Here is a 21,357-nt window from a genome sequence, read left to right as displayed (position 1 = left end):
CGGGCGGCCCCGCCGCTGCACCTCATGCCTCGACGGCAGCGGCGGGGTCAGCAGCTCATCGATGAAGTTGCCGCGCAGACGGAATTCCGTATCCTCGGCTACCTTACGCCGCATTATTTCAAGGGCAAACACAAGCCGGGCTTGCTCGATGCCCACCTCCTCCATATCATCCAGCCGCTCCTTGTCGACGAGCAGCCGGGCAACCGTCCGGCGGTCCACATGGATGTTCCAGCTAAGCGGAGAGTCGCTCTGCGCCCAGTCATAGTCTGCCGGGGAGGATACGATAATTTTCCGCTCCGTATCCACGAGTGCTACCGGGGCCTTCAGGAACTCGGCCACGCTGTCGCTGACCGCCTGAATGCCGCTGTTCTCCAGCACCATGGTGGTCAGCGTGCGGTAGACCTCCTCCGCCCGGCGCAGCAGCATCGCCTGCCGTCCCAGCAGCAGCTCCATCACCGGCTGGGTGATATCCGTGTACGGAATCTCGGGCGGGATCTCCACAATCGGCAGACCGCAGGCATTGCTGGCCTCGATGGCCCCCTGGGGGATCTCCTTCAGGAAGCGGGCCGGCTTGATCGCCAGCGCCGCTGCGCCCAGATTATCAAGCGTATAGATCACCTCAGTCAGCAGCGAAGGATCATGGCGGATCGAATAGGCTGTCGTCAGCAGCATCACCCCTTCGCTGATCCAGCCTTTCAGATCCGGAACCTCCATAATATCCACGAACCGGACCACCCGGTCCAGCCCTTGCTCCCCGCTGATGACCTTCGCTTTCCCAAGAACCGAGAGCTCCATTAGCTCCCGTAGCGTAATTCCTCGTGTATTCACCCTTCCGCCTCCCTCTGCTGTCTTCAGTATTTCATGATTTTTCCTGAAATATGCCAATATTCCATGACAATGCCGCCAGCCGACTTTTTGCGTTCCCGCTAGTTTATCAGAGATTCCCGCCGAGCCACAGGAAAATCATATCCAGTTGGCGATATTTTCGGTGTGAAAGCGTATTAGGAATAAATTGGAAGGTGGTGGATAAATCGGAGGCGGGTGCAGGGGGCGGATCAAAAGGATTTATCCCTTTGATTACGAGCGTGGGGCATGTTTCGCCGGATTCTAAGGGATTTATCCCTTTAATTACAGGCGGCGGGCATGTTTCGCCGGATTCAGAGGGATTTATCCCTTTAATTACAGGCGGCGGGCATGTTTCGCCGGATTCAAAGGGATTTATCCCTTTGGTTACGGACGGCAGATGTATGCAGATATGTTACCTATGTCAGACTCTCCTCACTAACTGCTCTAATCAGCACGGCGCACAACAACAATTCAACGGTTCTGTAACTAACTATTCCCTAATTTGTTTCCGCTACCATTCACTGAACACAGTAAATGTCAGATGTTACTCATCCACGCCCCGCCACTCTCCTGCTCCCCGGACCTACTACCCTCATAGTCCATCCGCCGAATTCAGGGGCACTAATGCTCCTCATTCTTTCCCTTTGCCTGCATCCGCCGAATTCAGGGGCACTAATGCTCCTCATTCTCTCCCTTTGCCCGCATCCGCCGAATTCAGGGGCACTAATGCTCCTCATTCTTTCCCTTTGCCTGCATCCGCCGAATTCAGGGGCACTAATGCTCCTCATTCTCTCCCTTTGCCCGCATCCGCTGAATTCAGGGGCACTAATGCTCCACCAATTCCCTAACAACAAACAAGCGTCCCCCGGGCCTGAGCCAGGAGGAACGCTTTAAGGAGATCATAGCTATTAGTTTGCTACACATTAGTTTTCACACATTAGTTTGCCACTCATTAATTTCCACACATTAGTTTGCCGCACATCGCCTACACACGTCTGCCCCACACCTACAGGAACGTCGAATTTCAGCAAACTGCAATACCACCCAAGACAAGGCTTTGCTACGAGCGATGCACCTCTCCCGCAGCAGAAGCTCCCGTACCAGAGGCTGACGCAGCAGCAGCGGCACCAAGGCAGAGTATGGGATCGAACGCCCGAATGCCGAGCTGTTCTTCCAGCTCCGCCGCCAGTCCGATGGTCGCGAAGCCGGTGCAGGCCAGCACCAAGACTTCAGCACCGCGTTCTACGAGCCGGGCGGCCCCCGCCAGCGCGCCTGCCCGTCCGGCGGGTGTGTTCAGATCCAGCGTGGTCGTCACGCCGTCGGGGCGGTCCATGCCAATGTAAGCCCCGCCGAGAATACCGCGGATGAGCGGCGGCACCTCTTCCAGGATCGTCAGCACGCCCACCCGGTTGCTGTAAGCCATAGCCATATGGGCCGCGCAGGAGCCCGCTCCCAGCACAGGAACATTCACCACTGCCCTGGCTTCCAAGAGTGCCGGATCGGCAGCACAGCTGATGCCGATAGCCGTGCATCCCTGCTGCTCCAGTTCCCCGGCAAGCCTTATAATCTTCGGAATGGATTCCGCCTCAGTCTGCGCATCATACACACCCCGGGGCTGATCCGGGATGCAGCGGCTCATCACCGGCAGACCATACCGCCGCTCAATTAAATCTCCATGTAACTGGATTGCAGAGTTCTCCTGCAATGTAATGACACGTATGATTCCAAGCATCCTATCTCCTCCTGACCGCCTTGATTTAGATGCTGCAAAAGCATAACCAGCCACCCTATTTCAGCCGTAAACAGCAATAGCAGCCGGAAATCCAAAGGTTCACTACAGTGGCGATTGCACCACCCGTACAAATCTGTGGTGCGGCTTATTTAACCTTGCAATCAGCAGCTTCCATTCTGCTTACAGCAATTCCCCAGCCTGCATAATCAGCTTGTCGTCGATATACACATCCGGCTTCATGACCACAGCATCAATATGCACGCCAGCGGCAACGACCCCGCCGAACGTATTATTGCTGCCAAAAGCCACATGGATCGTCCCGTATACCTTCTCATCTTCCAGCACCACGCCTGTAATCCGGGCCTTGTTATTGGTCCCGATGCCGAATTCGCCCAGCAGCCGGCCATCGCCATCGCCAAGCATGTCCAGCAGCTTGCCGCCATGCTCCCCGCCGGCATGGATCAGCCGTCCATCTTCCACTGTCAGCACCATCGGGCCATCCAGTGCGCCAATCCCTGCTACCGAGCCATCCACCTTAATCTGGCCGCTAGCTGTGCCTTCCAGCGGTGCAATATAAGCTTCACCGGAGGGCAGATTGCCTGATTCGCCCGGATTTAGATATAATCCGGTGCTAAGGATGCCCTCGCGGCCGTCAATGGAGAAGGTGAGCGCAAGCCCCTCCTTCTCCACGCGCACCCGGCTGCCCGCAGACAGCAGCGCAGCGACCTGCTCGGTCAGCGCCTTCACCTGCCCGTAATCCGCAGTGATCGCGCCGTGGCTGAACATATCATCGGTGATCCCCGGCATGGTAGCTACCCGGGTTCCTGCCGCGGCTGCCTGCTTGCGCGCCGCCGTATGTGTCATCGAATGTGTCGTGATGCATACAGCCACATCCGCCTTAGCCATAGCTTCGGCAACTGGAGCCGGAGGCTCCTCCCCCGATCTGCTTCGCGGCTGCATGACCAGCAGCATTGATTCCGCTCCCAGCCTTTTGCCCGCCTCATAGACCGACTCGGCCAGATCACGCTTATCATCGTCGGCTACTACGGCCAGCAGTTCTCCGCCGGCAAGCCCGAGACAATCCTTAAGAACATTCATGCTAATTCCGATTCTTGCTTCACTCATCTTCATTTCCTCCCGAATTACACCATTTCTGCGACCAGCTTGCCCATCAGGGCATTGGACAGCACGGCGGGCACTCCTGCGGAGGCCGCCCACTGTCTATGCTGCTCCACATATCCCATACAGTCAAGCACTAACACATCCGCATGACCGCTCAGACGCTCTGCTGCGGCGCGAAAATCCGCTTCCGTACCCGTATAAGGTGAAGCCGCAGCGAACGGCAGCCTGGCTCCGGCGCCTGCGAATTTCTCAATCATTGCGTCCTCCTGCTCCGGCAAAGGGCCAATCAGTCCCAGACGACGCCCGTCCAGCATCGCCTGCACGACCGGAGGAATGATCCGGTCCGGCTCAATCAGATGGGCAGCAGATGTATGCAGCCCCGGAAAAACTCCCGTGCAAGCCAGCAGGATCGTCCGAATCCCAGCGGCTTCCATAGCATCAATCTTCCCTTGGAGAACGGACTGTATCCGCTCCCGCGAGATTACCGCAGCGGACCCGTCCGCCATGCGGGTGGTCAGCACATACTCTCCCGGCCCTGGACTGTAGAATTCACGCACCTGTTCCGCCGTGAACCCGTCCAGCACCCCGGACTGAACCAGTCCCGCCTTGCCTTCCAGATATTTCTCAATGATGGGTGCAACATCCTGCCTGGGCGCTTGCCCAATCGTAATCAGCCCGATATTCTTCATCCTTGTCCCTCCAGACGCTGTGGGTTACAAACCAAGCTGTGCTAACAGAGCAGGCGCTGAAGGAAGCTCAGCGCCTGACTGTACATGTACATCTGTTATCCTGTTAGTGAGAAGTGACTGCCGGTTTACCAAGCGTCTGCAGCACGCTCATGGAGCCGTACAACTCAGTAATTTTGGCAAACTCCGCCTCGTTGTAGAAGGAACATGTCCCCTGCGTTACTTCCTTGGCCGTCTCGATAGCAAAACGCACCGCCTGAGCAATATCCACCTCATGACTGGCACCAGTACCGCAGCCCGGAACCATAGACTGGGCAGTAATCGCGAGACCCACCACCGGAGCAGAGGTAGCTACCGCAGGCTGAAGAATGGAATTGATATGGTACAGCCCGTTGCCGTAAGGGGTAATATCCTGAGTCGTCACCGGAAAAGTAACCGGATACTGTCCTGTCGTCATCTCCTTGATCCGCAGCAAATCTTCGCTGACCCGCAGAATATAGCCTTCTTTGACAGTAGGTGAGATGGCGATCCCTTTGTGGTTAACCACACGGTTGCCTTTGGTCGTATCAATCGAAAGAACCGCTTCCATCTCCGGCAGCACTTCATGCTCATTCATCTGCAGAATATCAACAGGGGAATCCATGAAATCCACCGGCTCGTGCGGCAGGGTCGGCGCATCCGGGCAAATATGGGTGGTCACCAGCACATCTCCCAGCAGCACATCCCCTTTGGTCTGCATGTCTGCCAGCTTTAGCGCAGAAGCAATCGCCGCTACCGCACCGTCTGCATCAGAGACCAGGCCAATCCGGCTCGGGCGCGCCCCGATCCCCCCCAGTCTGCCGACAATGCCGAACGTTGGTGCAGATCCGCCGCCAAGCTTGCCTTCGCTGCCCGGGATCGTGATTTTGACGAATTCTGTGCTGCCCTTCTCCCCTTCCACCTTCTGAATCTCAACCTTAACCGCAGGATATTCTGCGAATAACTGCTTGACCTGCTTACCGTTAACATAAGCGCTGTCCAGTGCGTTCAAGACTGTAATCGTTTGATGAAGTGCCATTCTAATTCCTCCCCGGGTGCATGCTCATGTTTGTCATGTTTGCATTTATACTATCTCATCCGGCAAAATGTCCACAATGTACCGTCCTGCCAAACTGGAACAGCATTTCTTGTCCTTTGCAGATAAACCTTACGCGCAGAGTACACTCTTACGGCTTACCGCCAATGAATAAAGGTTAATTCTCCCAAGCAGCGAAATATAACAGGGTAATGGTGCTTATTTTCAGACAGGAGGTGCTTCATACGATGAAGCCTGCACATCAGATTAATAAGGACAAGCTGGTCCAGATTATCAGTGAAGAGGCCCGGCGGACGGGGTTCTCAGGGGTCGTACAAGTGACGGAACGGGAGCATGTCCTTGCAGCCGCAGCTTTTGGGATAGCTAATATAGGGGACGTACGGCTCAACCAGGCCCATACCCGCTTCGCCATTGCTTCCGGCAGCAAACTATTTACCGCCATTGCGGTCTGCCAGCTCGCAGAGCAGGGTTTGCTTTCTTTTGACGCCAAAATACTGGACATCCTGCCGAAGCAGGAATTCCCATTGTTCGACCCAGCGATCAGCGTGCACCAGCTATTGACTCACAGCTCGGGCATACCGGATTACTTCGATGAAGAAGAGATGGAGGATTTCGCGGCACTGTGGAAGGAGACCCCGATGTACACGCTGAGGCGGCCTGGAGATTTCCTCCCGCTGTTCGCCGGACTTCCTATGAAATTCGTCCCAGGCGGGCGTTTTCACTATAACAATGCAGGATATATCATGCTTGCTATGCTCGTAGAAGCCATCAGCGGGCAACCGTTCACGGAATATGTAGAACAGTATATTTTTCTGCCTTGCGGGATGAAGGATTCCGGTTACTTCGAGCTTGATGCGCTTCCGGCCCACACCGCTCAGGGATACATCGACAGCAGCAATGGGAAAAAGACCAGCAACATCTACTCCATTCCGGTGGTCGGAGGCGGGGACGGAGGGGCATTTGTTACGGTGGCGGATATGCATAAGCTGTGGAGCGGCTTGCTTGAACACAAGCTGTTACAGGCAGAGACTACGGCTCTGCTGCTGACACCGCATATTTATGAGCGGAAGGACAGCTATTATGGTTATGGCGTGTGGATACAAGCCGGCCCCAGCGAAAAGGTGCTAAAGTACCATATCATGGGCTACGATCCCGGGATCAGCTTCCACTCCGCATACTATCCCGAACGTGGCATGACCATTACTGCTCTCTGCAACAAGAGCAACGGGGCTTATATGATGATGTCTGCCGTGGAGGGCTATCTGCCGGTGGGGTAGCGGTATGTTCCGTTTAGCAGTTACGGAGTATGATTCAATTGTCCTCAGATGCATTTATAGCCTTAGCTCAGTTTCTGGGCTAAGGCTATTTTACTTTTAATCTGCTGGGTGGAGCGGAATTAGGGAGTGAAAGTAATAATATTGAGATTTCGATTGATAACTGTTGCTGAGGTTATATTGCTATCCGTGGTAACAATTGCACGAACTTGGTAGGATACAGAAGCAGTAGCCGGAGCTGTATCAACATAAGTGTCCGCAATCGGAAAACGTTGCGTTCCCGATGCATTTCCGCTACGGTTAAGTGTTCTGGTAGAGATCAAAGTAGCAGAGCGGTAGATACGAAGTTCAGCAACAAGTGACCAGTTAGACGAAGTGATCGCTTCTAATGATATAGCGTAATCTATTTTCAGCTGCTGAGAGATCACTTCGTTCTGAGTCACCGAAACAACAATGACTTCTGTGTTCAATGGCGGATAGACCGCTATCGAGCCTGCAGTATTGGAAAATGCCAGAGTAGGTGTACCCGTAGCTCCGGTAGCACCTGTTGTCCCTGTGACTCCTGTTGTTCCTGTTACACCAGTTGCTCCTGTGACTCCCGTTGTTCCTGTTACACCTGTCGCTCCGGTTGCTCCTGTAGCTCCCGTTACACCTGTCGCTCCTGTTACTCCGGTAGCACCTGTTGTCCCTGTGACTCCTGTTGTTCCTGTTACACCAGTTGCTCCTGTGACTCCCGTTGTTCCTGTTACACCTGTCGCTCCGGTTGCTCCTGTAGCTCCCGTTACACCTGTCGCTCCTGTTACTCCGGTTGCTCCTGTGATTCCCGTTGTTCCTGTTACACCTGTCGCTCCGGTTGCTCCTGTAGCACCAGTGACTCCCGTTGCGCCTGTAGCTCCTGTTACTCCGGTTACTCCCGTTGCCCCGGTGATTCCCGTAGCTCCCGTTACACCTGTGGTCCCAGTCTCCCCCGTTGTCCCCGTAATTCCAGTCGCTCCAGTTACTCCCGTTGCCCCGGTGATTCCTGTTGTTCCTGTTGTTCCTGTTACACCTGTCGCTCCGGTTGCTCCTGTCACTCCCGTTACACCTGTGGTCCCGGTCTCCCCCGTTGCCCCCGTAATTCCAGTCGCTCCCGTTCCTCCCGTTGCTCCTGTGATTCCCGTTGTTCCTGTTACACCTGTCGCTCCTGTTACTCCGGTTGCTCCAGTGATTCCTGTTGTTCCTGTTACACCTGTCGCTCCGGTAGCTCCTGTAGCTCCAGTGACTCCTGTTGCGCCTGTAGCTCCTGTTACTCCGGTTACTCCTGTCACTCCCGTTATACCTGTGGTTCCGGCCTCTCCCGTCACCCCCGTAATTCCTGTCGCCCCGGTGATTCCCGTTCCTCCCGTAACTCCAGTTGCCCCGGTGGCTCCCGTTGCGCCTGTAGCTCCTGTTACTCCGGTTACTCCTGTCACTCCCGTTATACCTGTGGTTCCGGTCTCTCCCGTCACCCCCGTAATTCCAGTCGCTCCCGTTCCTCCCGTTGCCCCGGTGATTCCCGTTGTTCCTGTTACACCTGTCGCTCCGGTAGCTCCAGTGGCTCCCGTTGCGCCTGTAGCTCCTGTTAATCCGGTTACTCCCGTTATACCTGTGGTTCCAGTCTCTCCCGTCGCCCCCGTAATTCCTGTCGCCCCGGTGATTCCCGTTCCTCCCGTAACTCCAGTTACCCCGGTGACTCCCGTTCCTCCCGTAACGCCTGTCGGCCCCGTCACTCCTGTTACACCACTCACTCCCGTGGCACCTGTCACGCCCGTTACGCCAGTCGCCCCTGTGGCTCCAGTTACACCAGTCGCTCCCGTTACTCCAGTCACGCCAACGGCTCCAGAATAACCTAATAATTCTGCTGAGACTAGGCGATGAGGCGTAGTTAGCTGTCCTGAGCTTCCTTTTCCCCATACGGATATATCTGTATTTTCTACAGCTCCGCCAGTGATTGTAAATACAAACTCAAAGGAATTAAGATTACTATAATAATTCTTTGAAAACACCGTATTCGGCAGAATCTCATCCTGACTCAAGATAAATAATGCTCTGGTCCCACTGAGATTGTATCCCTGTGTTAAGACAACTGCGGTTTGAGTTGTACTTTCATTGACGATGATTATAGTCGTTGATACCGTTGGTCTAGAGCCGTTAACAGCGTTATTCTCAATAGGCCCTGTATTCCATACCGCCATTACCCGCCCTCCTTATCTAGATTGAACTACACATTCATCCAGAACCTATCGGCTCCTTCTATATGAATCCGGTAATAAAATAGTATGTAGTCTATCCTATTCATGCTAATTCCAACTGCGTATGCCGTTGACCCTAGTAACCAGATTTTTAGTTCAATTCGTACCAGGGTTCAGGCTATGTATAAAGGAGTTACTATGTATGTAGGGAACAGACGAAGGGGTAAGCCGGATCGCTTCAAAAAAAACAAGCCGTACGCCAGCAATCTGCTGATTCGTACGGCTTGTTTGTATAAACGTAGATTCCAAAGTGTACTCCGGTCCGGCTAGTAACGCGTTACCCCATCCTTGGTCACCAGCGCAAAAACCAGCGGCTGCGGCGGAACCGGCTGGGCGGAGATGCGGTAAGCCTCCAGCACTTTGGCTTCGGCCTCCTGCACCTTGCTCTCGCTGGCATCGTTCACATGCAGCACTGCCAGCGTATCGCCTGCGGCCACCGCGTCGCCGACCTTCAGCGAGAGCTGAATGCCGACCGCCAGATCGATCACGGACTCCTTCGTCTCGCGTCCGGCACCGAGCAGCATCGCAGCCACACCGATCTCTTCAGCCTGGATGCTCTCCACATAGCCTGCGGTTGCCGCCTTCACTTCAATGAATCTGCGGGCAGCGGGGAGGGTGTCAGGCGAATCGATCTGTGAGGCATCGCCGCCCTGGGCCGACACCATCTGCTTGAACTTATCCAGCGCACTGCCGTCCTCGATATGGGACAGCAGCATGGAACGTGCTTCTTCTTCGTCCTTTGCCTTGCCGCCAAGTACGAGCATCTGGCTGCCCAGGATCAGGCAGACCCCTTGCAGATCCTTCGGCCCGTGGCCGTTCAATGTCTCGATGCCCTCCTTGATCTCCAGGGCATTGCCGATGCCGAAGCCCAGCGGCTGGTCCATATCGCTGATGACCGCAACCGTGTTGCGGCCAAGGTGAGTACCGATATCCACCATCGCCTGGGCAAGCGCGATGGAATCCTCCAGCGTCTTCATGAATGCGCCGCTGCCGGTCTTCACATCCAGCACGATGGCGTCCGCGCCTGCGGCGATTTTCTTGCTCATGACGGAGCTGGCAATCAGCGGGATCGATTCCACCGTGGCCGTCACATCACGCAACGCATACAGCTTCTTGTCGGCCGGCGTGATGTTGCCGGACTGGCCGATCACCGCCGCGCCAATCTCGCCCACCTGGGCGAAGAACCGTTCCCGGTCCATCTCCACCGAGAATCCCGTAATCGACTCCAGCTTATCCAGTGTGCCTCCGGTGTGGCCGAGGCCGCGCCCGGACATTTTGGCTACCGGAACTCCGGCAGCCGCAACCAGCGGTGCCAGCACAACTGTCGTCTTGTCGCCCACGCCTCCGGTAGAATGCTTGTCCACCTTGATGCCCGCAATCGGGCTAAGGTCCACCTGGTCGCCGGACATTGCCATCTCCAGGGTCAGGTCACCGGTCTCGCGGGCGTTCATTCCGCGGAAATACACGGCCATTGCCCAGGCGGAGATCTGATAATCCGGGATTTCCCCTTTGCTGTAGCCTTGAATCAGAAATGCTATTTCTTCGCGGCTAAGCTCACCGCCGTCTCTTTTCTTCTGAATAAGATCAACAGCACGCATTAGATCTGTACCTCACGGACGAAGGAGCGCACCAGTCCGATGAATTTGGGCTTGGTCAGGTTCGCCACTTTTACCACCTGCTCATGGGTCAGCGGCTCCAGCTCATCGCCGATTGCCATGTCTGTGATACAGGTAATGCCGAGCACACGCAGCTTGCTGTGACTGGCCACGATAACCTCCGGTACGGTGGACATTCCCACGGCATCGCCGCCGAGATAGGCCAGCATTTTCAACTCAGCCGGGGTCTCATAAGTCGGGCCGCTGATGCCGGCATATACGCCTTCCTGCAGAACAAGCGCTTCACCGTCCACACCTGTAACTCCGCCTGCAAGCTTTTTCGCAAGCTGGATATATTCAGGGTCATAAGCACTGGACATATCAGGGAATCTTACGCCCAGCTCCGGATCATTCGGTCCGATCAGCGGGTTGTCGCCAGTCATATTGAGGTGGTCGGTAATCAGCATCAGGTCGCCTGCCTTGAACGCTCTGTTCATCCCGCCGCCTGCGTTGGTAATAACAAGGGTGCCGATGCCCAGCTTAGCCATTACATAGACCGGAAGAACTACCTTGCGCATCTCATAACCTTCATAGTAGTGAAAACGGCCCTGCATGATCATAACATCCTTGCCTTCCAGCTTACCGATCACGAACCGTCCGGCATGGCCTTCTACCGTTGAATGGGGGAAATGCGGAATTTCTTCATAAGGCAGGTAGACTGCATCTTCGATCTGATCGCCCAGGTCGCCAAGACCTGAACCCAGAATAAGGCCGATAGATGGTGTATAACCGCCGAATTTGGATTGAATATATGCAGCGGCTTCCTGAACCTGGGTGCCGTATGGGACTGTTGTTGGTGTTGTCATAGGTTGATCCTCCCGGATATGGATTGTGTATAGAATAACGCGTATGTGAAGCAGTACCTACATTTTGGGAATAAAAGCAAGCACAAGCTTCAGGAACTGCTCGCGCACACGCTCAGCGGTCTCCATCACCTCTGCATGATTCAGCGGTTGTGGAAGAATACCGGCTGCCATGTTGGTGATGCAGGAAATACCCAGCACTTCAATCCCGGCATGGCGGGCAACGATGGTCTCGGATACGGTGGACATGCCCACGGCATCTGCTCCCTGGCGGCGCAGCATCACGATCTCAGCAGGCGTCTCATAGTTCGGTCCGAGCAGACCCGCATATACGCCTTCCTTGAACTCAAAATTCAGTGCGGCGGCTGCTTCCTTGGCGGCTGCAATCAGACGCGGGCTGTAAGCTGAGGACATATCCGGGAACCGTACGCCCAGCGCATTGTCATTCGGTCCGCTCAGCGGATTGCGTCCGGTCAGGTTCAGATGGTCCGTAATCAGCATGAGATCGCCCGGTGTGTATTCGGTGTTGACGCCACCGGCAGCGTTGGTGACCAGCAGGCTGGTTACGCCCAGCTCCTTCATTACCCGCACCGGGAAGGCTGTAACCTCAGGGCCGTAGCCTTCATACATGTGGAAGCGGCCCTTCATCATGACCACGCGACGGCCTTCGATCATGCCAATCAGCAGCTCACCTTCATGTCCTTCTACCGTGGACACCGGGAAATGAGGAATCTCATGATAAGGAATAACGACTTCATCTGTGATCAGATCCGCCAGGATGCCTAGGCCGGAGCCCAGAATCAGACCGATTTCGGGGGCGACGGTGCATTTATCTTTGATATATACGGCGGCTTCTTGAATTTTGCTTGAGGTTATAGTGGTCATGGGTTACACTCCTTCTTTTTTCAAAAAATCCAGTTCAAGCTGTGGTGTGATTACTGTAATTCAGACAAAAAGCTTGTCCCGTACTGCGGAGCCTTCGCCCCGAAGTTATCGGCGATTGTCGCGGCCACATCCGAGAAGGTCTGGCGGATGCCGAGGCTGCCGGGTGTCTTGAATCTTGGGCTGTAGACCAGGAGCGGCACATATTCGCGCGTATGATCTGTTCCTGCATGAACCGGGTCATTGCCATGGTCTGCGGAGATGATCAGCAGATCATCCTCACCAAGCGTAGCGAGCAGCTCAGGCAGCGCCTGATCGAATACCTCCAGCGCACGGCCGTAGCCTTCCGGATCACGGCGGTGGCCGTAGAGGGAATCGAAGTCCACCAGATTGGTGAACAGGAATCCGTCGAACGGCTTGCGCAGCTCGTCAATGGTTATCTGGATGCCGTGTTCATTGCTTTTGGTCGGATAGGTTGCGGTTACCCCTTCACCGGTAAAAATATCATTGATCTTACCCACTGCAATCACATCCTTGCCGATATCCTCCAGCGCATTCATCACCGTAGGCTCCGGCGGCTTCACCGCATAATCATGGCGGTTCGGTGTACGCACGAAATTCCCCGGCTCGCCGACATAAGGGCGGGCGATCACGCGGCCTACGGAGAACTCGGGTGCCATCGTCAGCTCACGGGCAATTTTACAGGCGCTGTACAGCTCCTCCAGAGGAATAATATCTTCATGTGCCGCAAGCTGGAACACGCTGTCCGCCGAGGTATAGACAATCCATGCCCCCGTCTTCATCTGTTCCTCGCCGTATTCCACAAGAATCTCCGTGCCGGAGGCCGGCTTGTTGCCGATGACCTTGCGTCCGGTAGCCGCTTCGAATTTCTCGATCAGCTCCGCAGGGAAGCCGTCAAAGTAGGTGTTAAAAGGAACCTCGATCTTCAGCCCCATCAGCTCCCAGTGGCCGGTCATCGTGTCCTTGCCTACAGATACCTCCTGCATTTTTCCGTAGTAGCCTGTAGGGGCGGATACCGGCTCAAGCGGTGGCAGCGGTGCGATATTCGCCAGCCCGAGCTGCTGCAGATTCGGAAGCTTAAGACCCGGAACCCGTTCCAGAATATGGCCCAGCGTATGGGAGCCTGTATCTCCGAAATTAGCGGCATCCGGCGCTTCACCGATACCTACACTGTCCAGAACAATAAATCCGATGCGTTTAAATGAGGACATTGCCGTCTTCACTCCTTTTATAGTTTGCCTAATCTTGTCGTCTGCTCTAAGCATGAAGAAACTCCGGGAGACCCTCTCCCGGGAGCGATTTCTTCAGTATGATTCCATCATAACTTTCTTACTCACAAAAAGCATCTTTTCGGCCCAATCCGATCCGCCCGCCCGTATTCCTAAGGTCCCTCATCCCTGTACAGCCGGCTATTTCGCCCGGGGATGATGATTCTCGTAGACCTCCTTCATATTCTTGCGGGCAATTCCGCTGTATATCTGAGTGGTCGAACTATCGGAATGGCCCAGCATCTGCTGCACAGAGCGCAGGTCCGCCCCGCCTTCAAGCAGATGCGCAGCGAAGGAGTGGCGCAGAGTATGCGGTGTGATGTCCTGCTCAATCTGAGCTTCACGCGCGTATTTTTTGATGATTTTCCAAAAGCCCTGACGGGTCAGCCGTCCGCCCAGACTATTCAGGAACAGCGCAGGCTCCTCCCGGCTTGCACGCAGCAGCTTGTCCCGCATCCCTGAGGTATAACGGGCTACGCAATCAGCCGCAATCACGCCGATCGGGACCACACGCTCCTTGCCGGAGGCACCGCTGCAGCGTGCGAACCGCAAGGATGTGTTCACATCCTCCACATTCAGCGAGATCAGCTCCGTCACACGGATACCCGTCGCATACAGCAGCTCCAGCATAGCCTTATCGCGCATCCCCTGGGGAGCAGCTTCATCCGGAGCCGCCAGCAGACGCTCGATCTCCTCAATGCTGAGAATGATCGGCGGCTTGTGACTCGGCTTCATGGCTTCCATATCCAGCGTAGGATCTTGGACAATCAGCCGTTCCTTCAGCAAAAAATGAAAATAGGCGCGCAGCGATACCGTATTCCGGTTCACCGTGGCTGCTGCCTTCCCTGCTCCGCGCAGGGCACCCAAATAGAGCATAATATGCGTTCTTCTAATCTCTTCGGCCGCGTCCAGGCCCCGCTCTTCCGTAAACTCCAGAAACTGCGAAATATCCCGTCCATAGGATTCCAGCGTACTAGGAGACAATCCTTTGTCCCCGGACAAATACTGCATAAACGGCTGTAAGTATGACTTCATCAATTCACGCTCCTGTCAGACTCAGGCTGCTTCATGCGGCTTCGCAGCGGGTTGAGATCCAGCAGCCGGAACAGCGTTGTTCCATGACATGCTATAGATTGATTCGACATACTTCTCCCTTAATCCTGCAATCCGTCCCGTTACTCCCCGTACCAGTAAAAAAGGCGCAGGCGCTCCCCCGCACTTATCCCCTGTTCCCCATACTGGACATCCTGAAACGCCCGGACGGCGGTGCCTTCCGGAATCTCAACATTGCGGGCCGGACTGATCCATGCGCTGACCCAGCTCAAAACATAATACAGCACACAGCTTACCGCCACAAGCATCGTCATGAAATACAGCCGTCGCACCGTGCGGGGCAGAGAAATAATCATCCAGGCAGCCTCCTCAAAAAAAGGATAACAGCATCTGCTTCCCGCCCGCCGCTTCCACTGAACGTCAGGCCAGTACGCAGAACTCGTCCTTCACTATATGCGCCGGAGGGCCGTGTTATGTATGTTAAGTAATATTTGGCTCCCTGGCCGCTCTCACTGAGACGGCTCTGCCGAAATCAGGTGCACTTTTACACCTTATTCGCCTGTTTAGTCCACGTTTGCCAAAATCAGGTGCACTAATGCTCTTCATTTGCTCAATATAGCGTACTTGGACTGGATTCAGGTGCACTTGTGCTCTTCATTTGCCCGTTTAGCCGACTTTGGCTGAATTCAGGTGCACTTGTGCTCTTCGTTACTCTCCTTAAACTCCCCCGTTCCGCCCACTTTCAGCGAATTTAATGGGATTTATCCCTTTAATCTCCCCGTTCCGCCCACTTTCAGCGGATTTAATGGGATTTATCCCTTTAATCTCCCCGTCCAGCCCACTTTCAGCGGATTTAATGGGATATATCCCTTTCATCCCCTCATCCAGCCCACTTTCAGCGAATTTAATGGGATTTATCCCTTTCGTCCCCCCGCTACAGCCCACTATCCTTGCTCTCCCGGCAATTAAAAAGCTCCCCCTCCAGCCATTCAGCCGGGGGAGAGCTTGCGCGGTCATTCCTCATTTGAAGATGAACTTAGGAAATCCGCAATGAAGCATTCTTAAGTCCACGTTCTATATACGCTTATTCTGGAGTATTGTCCTCTGCCGGGTTCTTATCCTTGCAGCGGTGGCATATTCCGTGAAAATCAAGTCTATGATCAACCACCGTGAAGTTGTATTCCTGCTCCAGCCGCTCTTCCAGCGGACCCAGCCAATCCTCACGAATCTCATCCATACTTCCGCACTGCACACAAATCAAATGATGGTGATGATGCTTCGCCGTATCCGTACGCAGATCATAGCGGGCCACACCGTCTCCGAAATTGATCTTCTCCACGACATGAAGCTCGCTAAGCAGTTCCAGGGTACGATACACGGTGGCAAGACCGATCTCGGGCGCCTTTTCTTTTACAAGCATAAATACATCTTCCGCACTTAAATGATCATCCTCGTTCTCCAGGAGAACTCTTAAGGTCGCTTCCCGTTGAGGTGTAAGCTTGTATCCTTGGGATTGTAGTTGTTGCTTAATCTTGTCTATTCGGGCTTCCATTGTCTGCCTCCCCCTTGGAAAATTACCACACCGGGCTTCAAGCCACTTCTTCCATTATAGGGGGATTTCCTTTGAGAAGTCAAACGGTTTTAGCATCTCGATCGGGCTGGCCCGCACATTCACAGATCCTCCATATTTGAAAATTCTTCCTCACCCGGCCGACACCAGAAGCGGCGTCACCCAGCGCATCATCGCGGGCGTCAAGTAGGCCTCGAAGCCCGAGACCCCCATCACCAGCAGCGCCATCCCCAGCGAGAGCAGCGTATACATCATGAACGGATGAGTCACCTGCGTGCGGCGCTGCTGTCCCAGTACCCGGCTGCGGATCATTAGCAGGGAGAAACCGAGGGCCGCCGCGCTGCATACCAGCAGCACCGGAATCAGCACCAGATTATGCGGAGCGACGGAGACCAGGGCGAACAGCATACCGTGCCAGGAATATTGGCTGACGAGAGTGCCGACGGTGAAGCCGATCAGCACGCCTTTGAGAAAATCCAGAATCAGAATGCCCGGAAGTCCGATCACGGACAAGCCGAGCACCCAGATCAGGCCGACCCACTTCAGATGAAAAGCGGCGATGCTCCAGTATGAATCCTGCGCGGCAGGCAGTCCCTGCTGATCGACCGTCACGAAGAAATTGCTTAAGTAATCGCCCAGCTCCTGCTGCTGATCCAGCGTAAGCGCAGTGACGATAAGCGCTCCGAAGACCACCCCGACCAGAAATAATACCGCGACAAAAATATAAAGAGGCGTCTGTTCCTTCACCATCAGCTTTAGACTGCGCACCCTGACATTCCCCTTTCCGGTCACATGTTACACCATATGAGGGAATGTCCTGATCTATGACTTGTCCTTAGTTCTTGAGCACCTTGCCGTAGGTGCCTCCGCCACCCGAGGAGAGAACGAGCTGTCCTGTACGGGCCAGCACGATCAGCCCGGCCAGCTCCGCTCCCGCTACAGCGGCAAGCTCGGCTTCCGCAGCCCGGTGCAGAATGTTCATCTCTGTGCCAAAAGCCTCCAGCAGCTGGTTCAGCTTACGCTTGCCGAGGCCGGGAATGAACTCCAGCGGCACCTGGTAATGGTACGCAGGCCGATATTCCGGAACCTGCGGCAGCGGACGGTCGGCAATATGCAGAATGCGGTCCAGCACACCCTGGACCAGCTTCGGACTGCCGCAATACGGGCAGCGCTCCGAGGTGCTGTAGGCTTCATCGATGATGCTGCCGCAGCCGCCGCAGTAGGTCCGGTGATATTTGCCCAGCCGGGGATTCAGCCCGAAGTTGGCACTGACCCTGCGTCCTTCCGAGCGCCGGAGCGCCAGCTTCAGCTCCTCGAAGGAGGGCTCCCGCATCTCGATGACATTGTACTCGCGGCCAATTTTGCCGAGGGAGTGGGCATCGGAATTGGTCAGGAAGCTGTAACGGTCAAGCTCCGAGATATACCCTGCCATCTCTGAATCCGCACTGAGGCCAAGCTCCACCGCCGCGATGCGGTCCAGATCGAATAACTCCGCCATCCGCTCGGCCGCGCAGCCATAGAGCCCCTTATGAGGCGTGAAAATATGTGCCGGAATCAGCAGCCCGCCCCGCCCGGTAATCTCGTCCTGAAGCACCCTGGAAGGGGCGTACAGGCGCTGCGAGCTGAGATTCACATTACGCATATGGGCGCTCATCCAGGTGCTGAAATCCTCCATCGTTCCAAGTTCCGGCATGAAGGCCAGGACATGGCACTCCCGCCGCCCGGGCTCACGGATCTCAATCTCGGTTCCCAGCAGGATCGTTGTCCCCCGGTACGCAATTCCGCCGCCTGCGGCTATCGTCATTTCACCGGAATCCAGCGCGGTATGAATATCACGCAGCACGCCCGGTGAGTGGCTGTCGATAATGCCGATCAGGCCAATCCCCTTGCGCTCCGCCGCTTCCCTGGCAATCCCGGCGAAGGTCAGATCACGGCTGCCGCTGATTTTGACCGCCTGGCCCTCCGAAGTCCGTCCGATATGCACATGCAGATCGCAGTAGACGCTGCTGAGCTCCTCCGCTAGTGCCATTGGCCTGTCAGCGTGTAAAGATGCCAGGCATAGACCGCCATCATCGTCTTGGCATCGGCAATACGTCCGTCCGCAATGTACTGGTAGGCTTCCTCCAGCGTCAGCTCGGAGACCTCCAGGAACTCATCCTCGTCCAGCGCCATCTCGCCCGGCTGGGCATCTTCGGTCACATAGAGGTGAATGATCTCGTCGGCGAAGCCGGGAGAAGTGTAGAACGACTTCAGCAGCTTCAGCCCTCCGCTATGAAATCCGGTCTCCTCCTGAAGCTCACGCCCCGCAGCCGCCAGCGGGTCTTCACCCGGGTCCAGCTTCCCTGCCGGAATCTCTACCTCGGTACGGTGCATCGGCTGACGGTACTGCTCCACGACCAGCATTTTACCTTGATTCAGGGCCAGCACGGCTACAGCTCCAGGGTGCTTCACGACCTCGCGGGTTGCGGTGTTGCCGTCCGGCAGTCTCACAGTATCCACCTGAAGCGAAATAATGTGGCCTGCAAAAATCGGCTTCGTCGACAATGTTTCCTCATCCAATGTGGGGTTGCGGTTTATTTCATCTTTTTTCATAGATTTGTGGTCTCCTTTGGCATCGTTATGCATAGGGTGTATTATAGCAAACTTAAGAAGAAAGAAGGAATGCAGGCATGAATGATCGTCTTGTCCGGGCAAGCTCATCCGCAGTTACAATGGTAGGTAAACCGGAACAGATTATGGCCGTAATGGCCGGGTGGATGAAGCAATATGGGCGCGATATGCCCCTGGCTTACATCCTGCTGCTCCAGTCAGATTCGCGGATCAAAGCTTCCAAGGCTGGATAATGCCGCTTCGTTCTTCCGGTCAGCGTCTATGATATTCCAGGGTATAAGAAGGAGCTGTCTCCCGGATCATCCCGGAAGCAGCTCCTTTAATGTTATTCTTAAGCGGCAGCAGACCGTCTCAGCAAAAGCCTTGCCCTGGCCGGTCCCTGCACAGCCTCTTGTTCGGCTTAGCCCTTCTGGCTCTCGGCCACAATGGCTACAACCAGGCCGGCCACCTTGACGATGTCTGCGGCCTTGATCCGCTCCTGCGTGGTGTGGATATCCTCGTAGCCAACCGCCAGATTCACAACCGGAACGTTCAGACCGTTGAACACATTGGCATCACTGCCGCCGCCGGAGGCGAACAGCCGGGTAGTCAGGCCCAGCGAAGTGATCGCCCGGTCAGCCAATTGAACAACCGGATCATTCCCATTAAAGCTGAACGCCGGATAGATCATCTCGCTGCGGAATTCACTCTGCGCGCCGTGGTCGCGTGCGGTAGTCTCCAGCGCCTCCCGCATGGAGGCAATCTGCAGTTCAACCTTCTCCTGCACAATACTGCGGGCCTCCGCATCGAGCTGCACATGATCGCAGACCACATTCGTCGGTCCGCCGCCGGCGAACTTGCCGATATTCGCTGTCGTCTCGTTATCGATACGTCCAAGCTTCATCGCCGAGATCGCTTTGCTCGCTACCTGAATGGCGCTGATGCCATCCTCCGGGTTCACGCCTGCATGGGCAGACTTGCCGAAGATCTGCATCGTTACCTTCGCTTGTGCCGGTGCTGCAATCGCGATGGCTCCCACTTCTCCGTTGGAATCCAGCGCGAAGCCCATGTCTGCATCCAGATGTGCCGGGTCCATCGCACGTGCGCCCATCAGCCCGGACTCTTCGCCTGCCGTAATGACGAACTGAATCTGGCCATGCGGCAGCTTCTGCTCCTGAATGACGCGGATTGCTTCGAACAGGGCAGCCAGCCCCGCTTTGTCATCCGCTCCGAGAATGGTGCTGCCATCACTTCGAATCCAGCCGTCTTCCCCCAGGGCAGGCTTGATCTTCTGGCCGGGCACCACGGTATCCATATGGCAGGTGAACAGCAGCTTCGGCGCGCTCACTCCGCTGTCCGCAGGCCAGGTCACGAACAGGTTGCCGGCTCCGTGCCCCGTTCTCTCCTGCGAATCGTCCTCCACCGCAGTCAGCCCCAGGCTGCTGAACTTCTCCTTGAGCACATCGGCAATCTGCCGTTCATTCCGGGTCTCACTGTCAATCTGGACAAGCTCCATGAACTCATGGATCAATCGGTCTTCTGATATCATATGGACTTCCCTCTCTTTCTCAGATACGTTACAATGGTTGTACTGCGTTCAATTGTGGGCTTATGCTCATAACTTAAACTAATCTCAAAGGAGTCACTCATGCAACGACAAAAATGGTTTCGCATTATCATCTACATCATGCTGTTCGCTATGATCGCCTCTACGGTGCTGTTCGTCATCGAACCGTTTATGGCCGGTTAATCATGCTTAGCGCTAATTAACAGCGTCCGGTTCCCCGGGCGCTGTTTGGCTATACGGAAACTGCTCCAGGAAATAAGGCACCAGCTCTTCAGCAACCGTCCCGATGTCAAAAGCGCGCCCTGTGCATTCCTCAAGCGAGGTCACTCCGTATTCCGCAATACCGCAAGGGATAATGCCTGTGAAGCCGCTTTGCCCGATCCCGGCCGATACGTTGAAGGCGAAGCCATGACTGGTGACAAACCCACGGCGGAATTTACACTTGTTGAACTTTACGCCAATTGCACAGATTTTCTCATCCCCGACCCACACCCCGGTATACCCCTGCTTGCGGGTTCCCGTAATGCCATAGGCCTCCAGATACGCTATAATCACCGACTCCAGCTTGCGCAGATAGCCGTGCAGATCAACCTTGCCGTTCTCGCCCAGCTTCAAAAGCGGGTACCCGACCAGCTGGCCGGGCCCATGATATGTAATATCTCCCCCGCGGTCAATCTCAAACAGTGCAATTCCCTGCTGCCTGAGCTGTTCCCCGCTGAGGAGCAGATGCTCCGGATGATTCTGCGAACCGATGGTGTATGTGGGCGGATGCTGCAAAAGAATCAGCTGCTCGGAAGCAGTGCCCGCGTCAATCGCATGCACCGCTTCCTTTTGCAGCTCCCAGGCCGCCCCGTACTCCATCACCGGAAGAATGGTAACTGTAAGTTTGCTTAGGTTCAGGTTCTCCATCATCATAAGTTCCCCTTTGCTTCTCATTCTCCCTG

General features: G+C 55.3%; 21 protein-coding genes. 3 read left to right on the top strand and 18 right to left on the bottom strand.

What is annotated here, in order from left to right; genetic code table 11:
- The 5 genes from C173_RS29675 to C173_RS29655 form a co-directional block, all read right to left on the bottom strand.
- Positions 1–828, bottom strand: an 828-nt coding sequence (locus C173_RS29675) for a PucR family transcriptional regulator ligand-binding domain-containing protein (RefSeq protein WP_036732041.1), incomplete at its 3' end; no start/stop codon positions are given.
- A 1,078-nt stretch (positions 829–1,906) separates the two neighbouring features.
- Entirely contained in the window at positions 1,907–2,578 is a 672-nt protein-coding gene (locus C173_RS29670; protein ID WP_051478607.1) for an aspartate/glutamate racemase family protein, read from the bottom strand.
- A 180-nt stretch (positions 2,579–2,758) separates the two neighbouring features.
- On the bottom strand, positions 2,759–3,703 hold the full coding sequence (locus tag C173_RS29665; protein WP_036732040.1) for an aminopeptidase: 945 nt from the start codon (positions 3,701–3,703) through the stop codon (positions 2,759–2,761).
- 17 nt (positions 3,704–3,720) lie between these two features.
- Entirely contained in the window at positions 3,721–4,389 is a 669-nt protein-coding gene (locus C173_RS29660; protein WP_036732039.1) for an AroM family protein, read from the bottom strand.
- Between the two features lie 103 nt (positions 4,390–4,492).
- Positions 4,493–5,443 carry a DUF1177 domain-containing protein gene (locus C173_RS29655; RefSeq protein WP_036732037.1) on the bottom strand — a complete coding sequence of 317 codons (951 nt, stop codon included), beginning with the start codon at positions 5,441–5,443 and terminating at the stop codon, positions 4,493–4,495.
- Positions 5,444–5,688: 245 nt separating this feature from the next.
- Between C173_RS29655 and C173_RS29650 the strand changes: the two genes are divergently transcribed.
- Positions 5,689–6,738, top strand: a complete 1,050-nt coding sequence (locus C173_RS29650) for a serine hydrolase domain-containing protein (protein WP_036732035.1) — start codon at positions 5,689–5,691, stop codon at positions 6,736–6,738.
- 119 nt (positions 6,739–6,857) lie between these two features.
- Here C173_RS29650 and C173_RS29645 read toward each other — a convergent pair whose 3' ends face one another.
- The 11 genes from C173_RS29645 to C173_RS29590 all read right to left on the bottom strand — a co-directional run bounded on the left by C173_RS29645 (position 6,858) and on the right by C173_RS29590 (position 18,849).
- Positions 6,858–8,948, bottom strand: a complete 2,091-nt coding sequence (locus tag C173_RS29645) for a hypothetical protein (RefSeq protein WP_081751396.1) — start codon at positions 8,946–8,948, stop codon at positions 6,858–6,860.
- Between the two features lie 323 nt (positions 8,949–9,271).
- Positions 9,272–10,603, bottom strand: coding sequence for a pyrimidine-nucleoside phosphorylase (locus tag C173_RS29640; protein WP_036732033.1), 1,332 nt, complete (start codon positions 10,601–10,603; stop codon positions 9,272–9,274).
- Complete coding sequence (locus C173_RS29635; protein ID WP_036732031.1) at positions 10,603–11,466, bottom strand: purine-nucleoside phosphorylase; 864 nt, start codon at positions 11,464–11,466, stop codon at positions 10,603–10,605. Before C173_RS29635 ends, C173_RS29640 begins: the two co-directional genes overlap by 1 nt.
- Before the next feature lie 57 nt (positions 11,467–11,523).
- Positions 11,524–12,348, bottom strand: coding sequence for a purine-nucleoside phosphorylase (locus C173_RS29630; protein WP_036732029.1), 825 nt, complete (start codon positions 12,346–12,348; stop codon positions 11,524–11,526).
- Between the two features lie 50 nt (positions 12,349–12,398).
- On the bottom strand, positions 12,399–13,577 hold the full coding sequence (gene deoB, locus C173_RS29625; RefSeq protein WP_036732027.1) for a phosphopentomutase: 1,179 nt from the start codon (positions 13,575–13,577) through the stop codon (positions 12,399–12,401).
- A 198-nt stretch (positions 13,578–13,775) separates the two neighbouring features.
- A complete protein-coding gene (gene xerD, locus C173_RS29620; RefSeq protein ID WP_036732025.1) occupies positions 13,776–14,669 on the bottom strand; it encodes a site-specific tyrosine recombinase XerD in 894 nt (297 codons plus the stop codon).
- 140 nt (positions 14,670–14,809) lie between these two features.
- The gene (locus C173_RS29615) at positions 14,810–15,043 is read right to left on the bottom strand and encodes a DUF4227 family protein (RefSeq protein WP_036732023.1); all 234 of its coding nucleotides are present in this window, start codon (positions 15,041–15,043) and stop codon (positions 14,810–14,812) included.
- Positions 15,044–15,771: 728 nt separating this feature from the next.
- Positions 15,772–16,239 (bottom strand): ferric iron uptake transcriptional regulator, encoded by a 468-nt coding sequence (gene fur / locus C173_RS29605; RefSeq protein WP_036732017.1) that lies wholly within the window; start codon positions 16,237–16,239, stop codon positions 15,772–15,774.
- 150 nt (positions 16,240–16,389) lie between these two features.
- A complete protein-coding gene (gene spoIIM, locus C173_RS29600; RefSeq protein WP_036732014.1) occupies positions 16,390–17,025 on the bottom strand; it encodes a stage II sporulation protein M in 636 nt (211 codons plus the stop codon).
- 67 nt (positions 17,026–17,092) lie between these two features.
- Positions 17,093–18,286, bottom strand: a complete 1,194-nt coding sequence (locus tag C173_RS29595) for an endonuclease Q family protein (protein ID WP_036732011.1) — start codon at positions 18,284–18,286, stop codon at positions 17,093–17,095.
- A complete protein-coding gene (locus C173_RS29590) occupies positions 18,277–18,849 on the bottom strand; it encodes an NUDIX domain-containing protein (protein WP_051478605.1) in 573 nt (190 codons plus the stop codon). The genes C173_RS29595 and C173_RS29590 overlap by 10 nt, the downstream gene beginning before the upstream one ends.
- Before the next feature lie 77 nt (positions 18,850–18,926).
- Here C173_RS29590 and C173_RS34395 point away from each other — a divergent pair, with 77 nt between their 5' ends.
- The gene (locus C173_RS34395) at positions 18,927–19,100 is read left to right on the top strand and encodes a hypothetical protein (protein WP_155991681.1); all 174 of its coding nucleotides are present in this window, start codon (positions 18,927–18,929) and stop codon (positions 19,098–19,100) included.
- A gap of 167 nt (positions 19,101–19,267) precedes the next feature.
- Here the strand turns inward: C173_RS34395 and C173_RS29585 are convergent, their stop codons facing one another.
- Positions 19,268–20,395 carry a M20/M25/M40 family metallo-hydrolase gene (locus tag C173_RS29585; RefSeq protein WP_036732007.1) on the bottom strand — a complete coding sequence of 376 codons (1,128 nt, stop codon included), beginning with the start codon at positions 20,393–20,395 and terminating at the stop codon, positions 19,268–19,270.
- 99 nt (positions 20,396–20,494) lie between these two features.
- Between C173_RS29585 and prli42 the strand changes: the two genes are divergently transcribed.
- The gene (gene prli42 / locus C173_RS34390) at positions 20,495–20,596 is read left to right on the top strand and encodes a stressosome-associated protein Prli42 (protein WP_155991680.1); all 102 of its coding nucleotides are present in this window, start codon (positions 20,495–20,497) and stop codon (positions 20,594–20,596) included.
- 12 nt (positions 20,597–20,608) lie between these two features.
- On the opposite strand, the gene lipB is transcribed toward prli42, so the two are convergent.
- Positions 20,609–21,349, bottom strand: coding sequence for a lipoyl(octanoyl) transferase LipB (gene lipB / locus C173_RS29580; RefSeq protein WP_425355100.1), 741 nt, complete (start codon positions 21,347–21,349; stop codon positions 20,609–20,611).
- Positions 21,350–21,357 lie beyond the last annotated feature (8 nt).

The sequence above is a fragment of the Paenibacillus sp. FSL R7-277 genome (assembly GCF_000517965.1).
GTDB classification, from domain to species: Bacteria; Bacillota; Bacilli; order Paenibacillales; family Paenibacillaceae; genus Paenibacillus_AQ; species Paenibacillus_AQ silagei.
The sequence above is the reverse complement of the archived record's forward strand: the minus strand, read 5'-3'. Positions and strand labels throughout refer to the sequence as shown.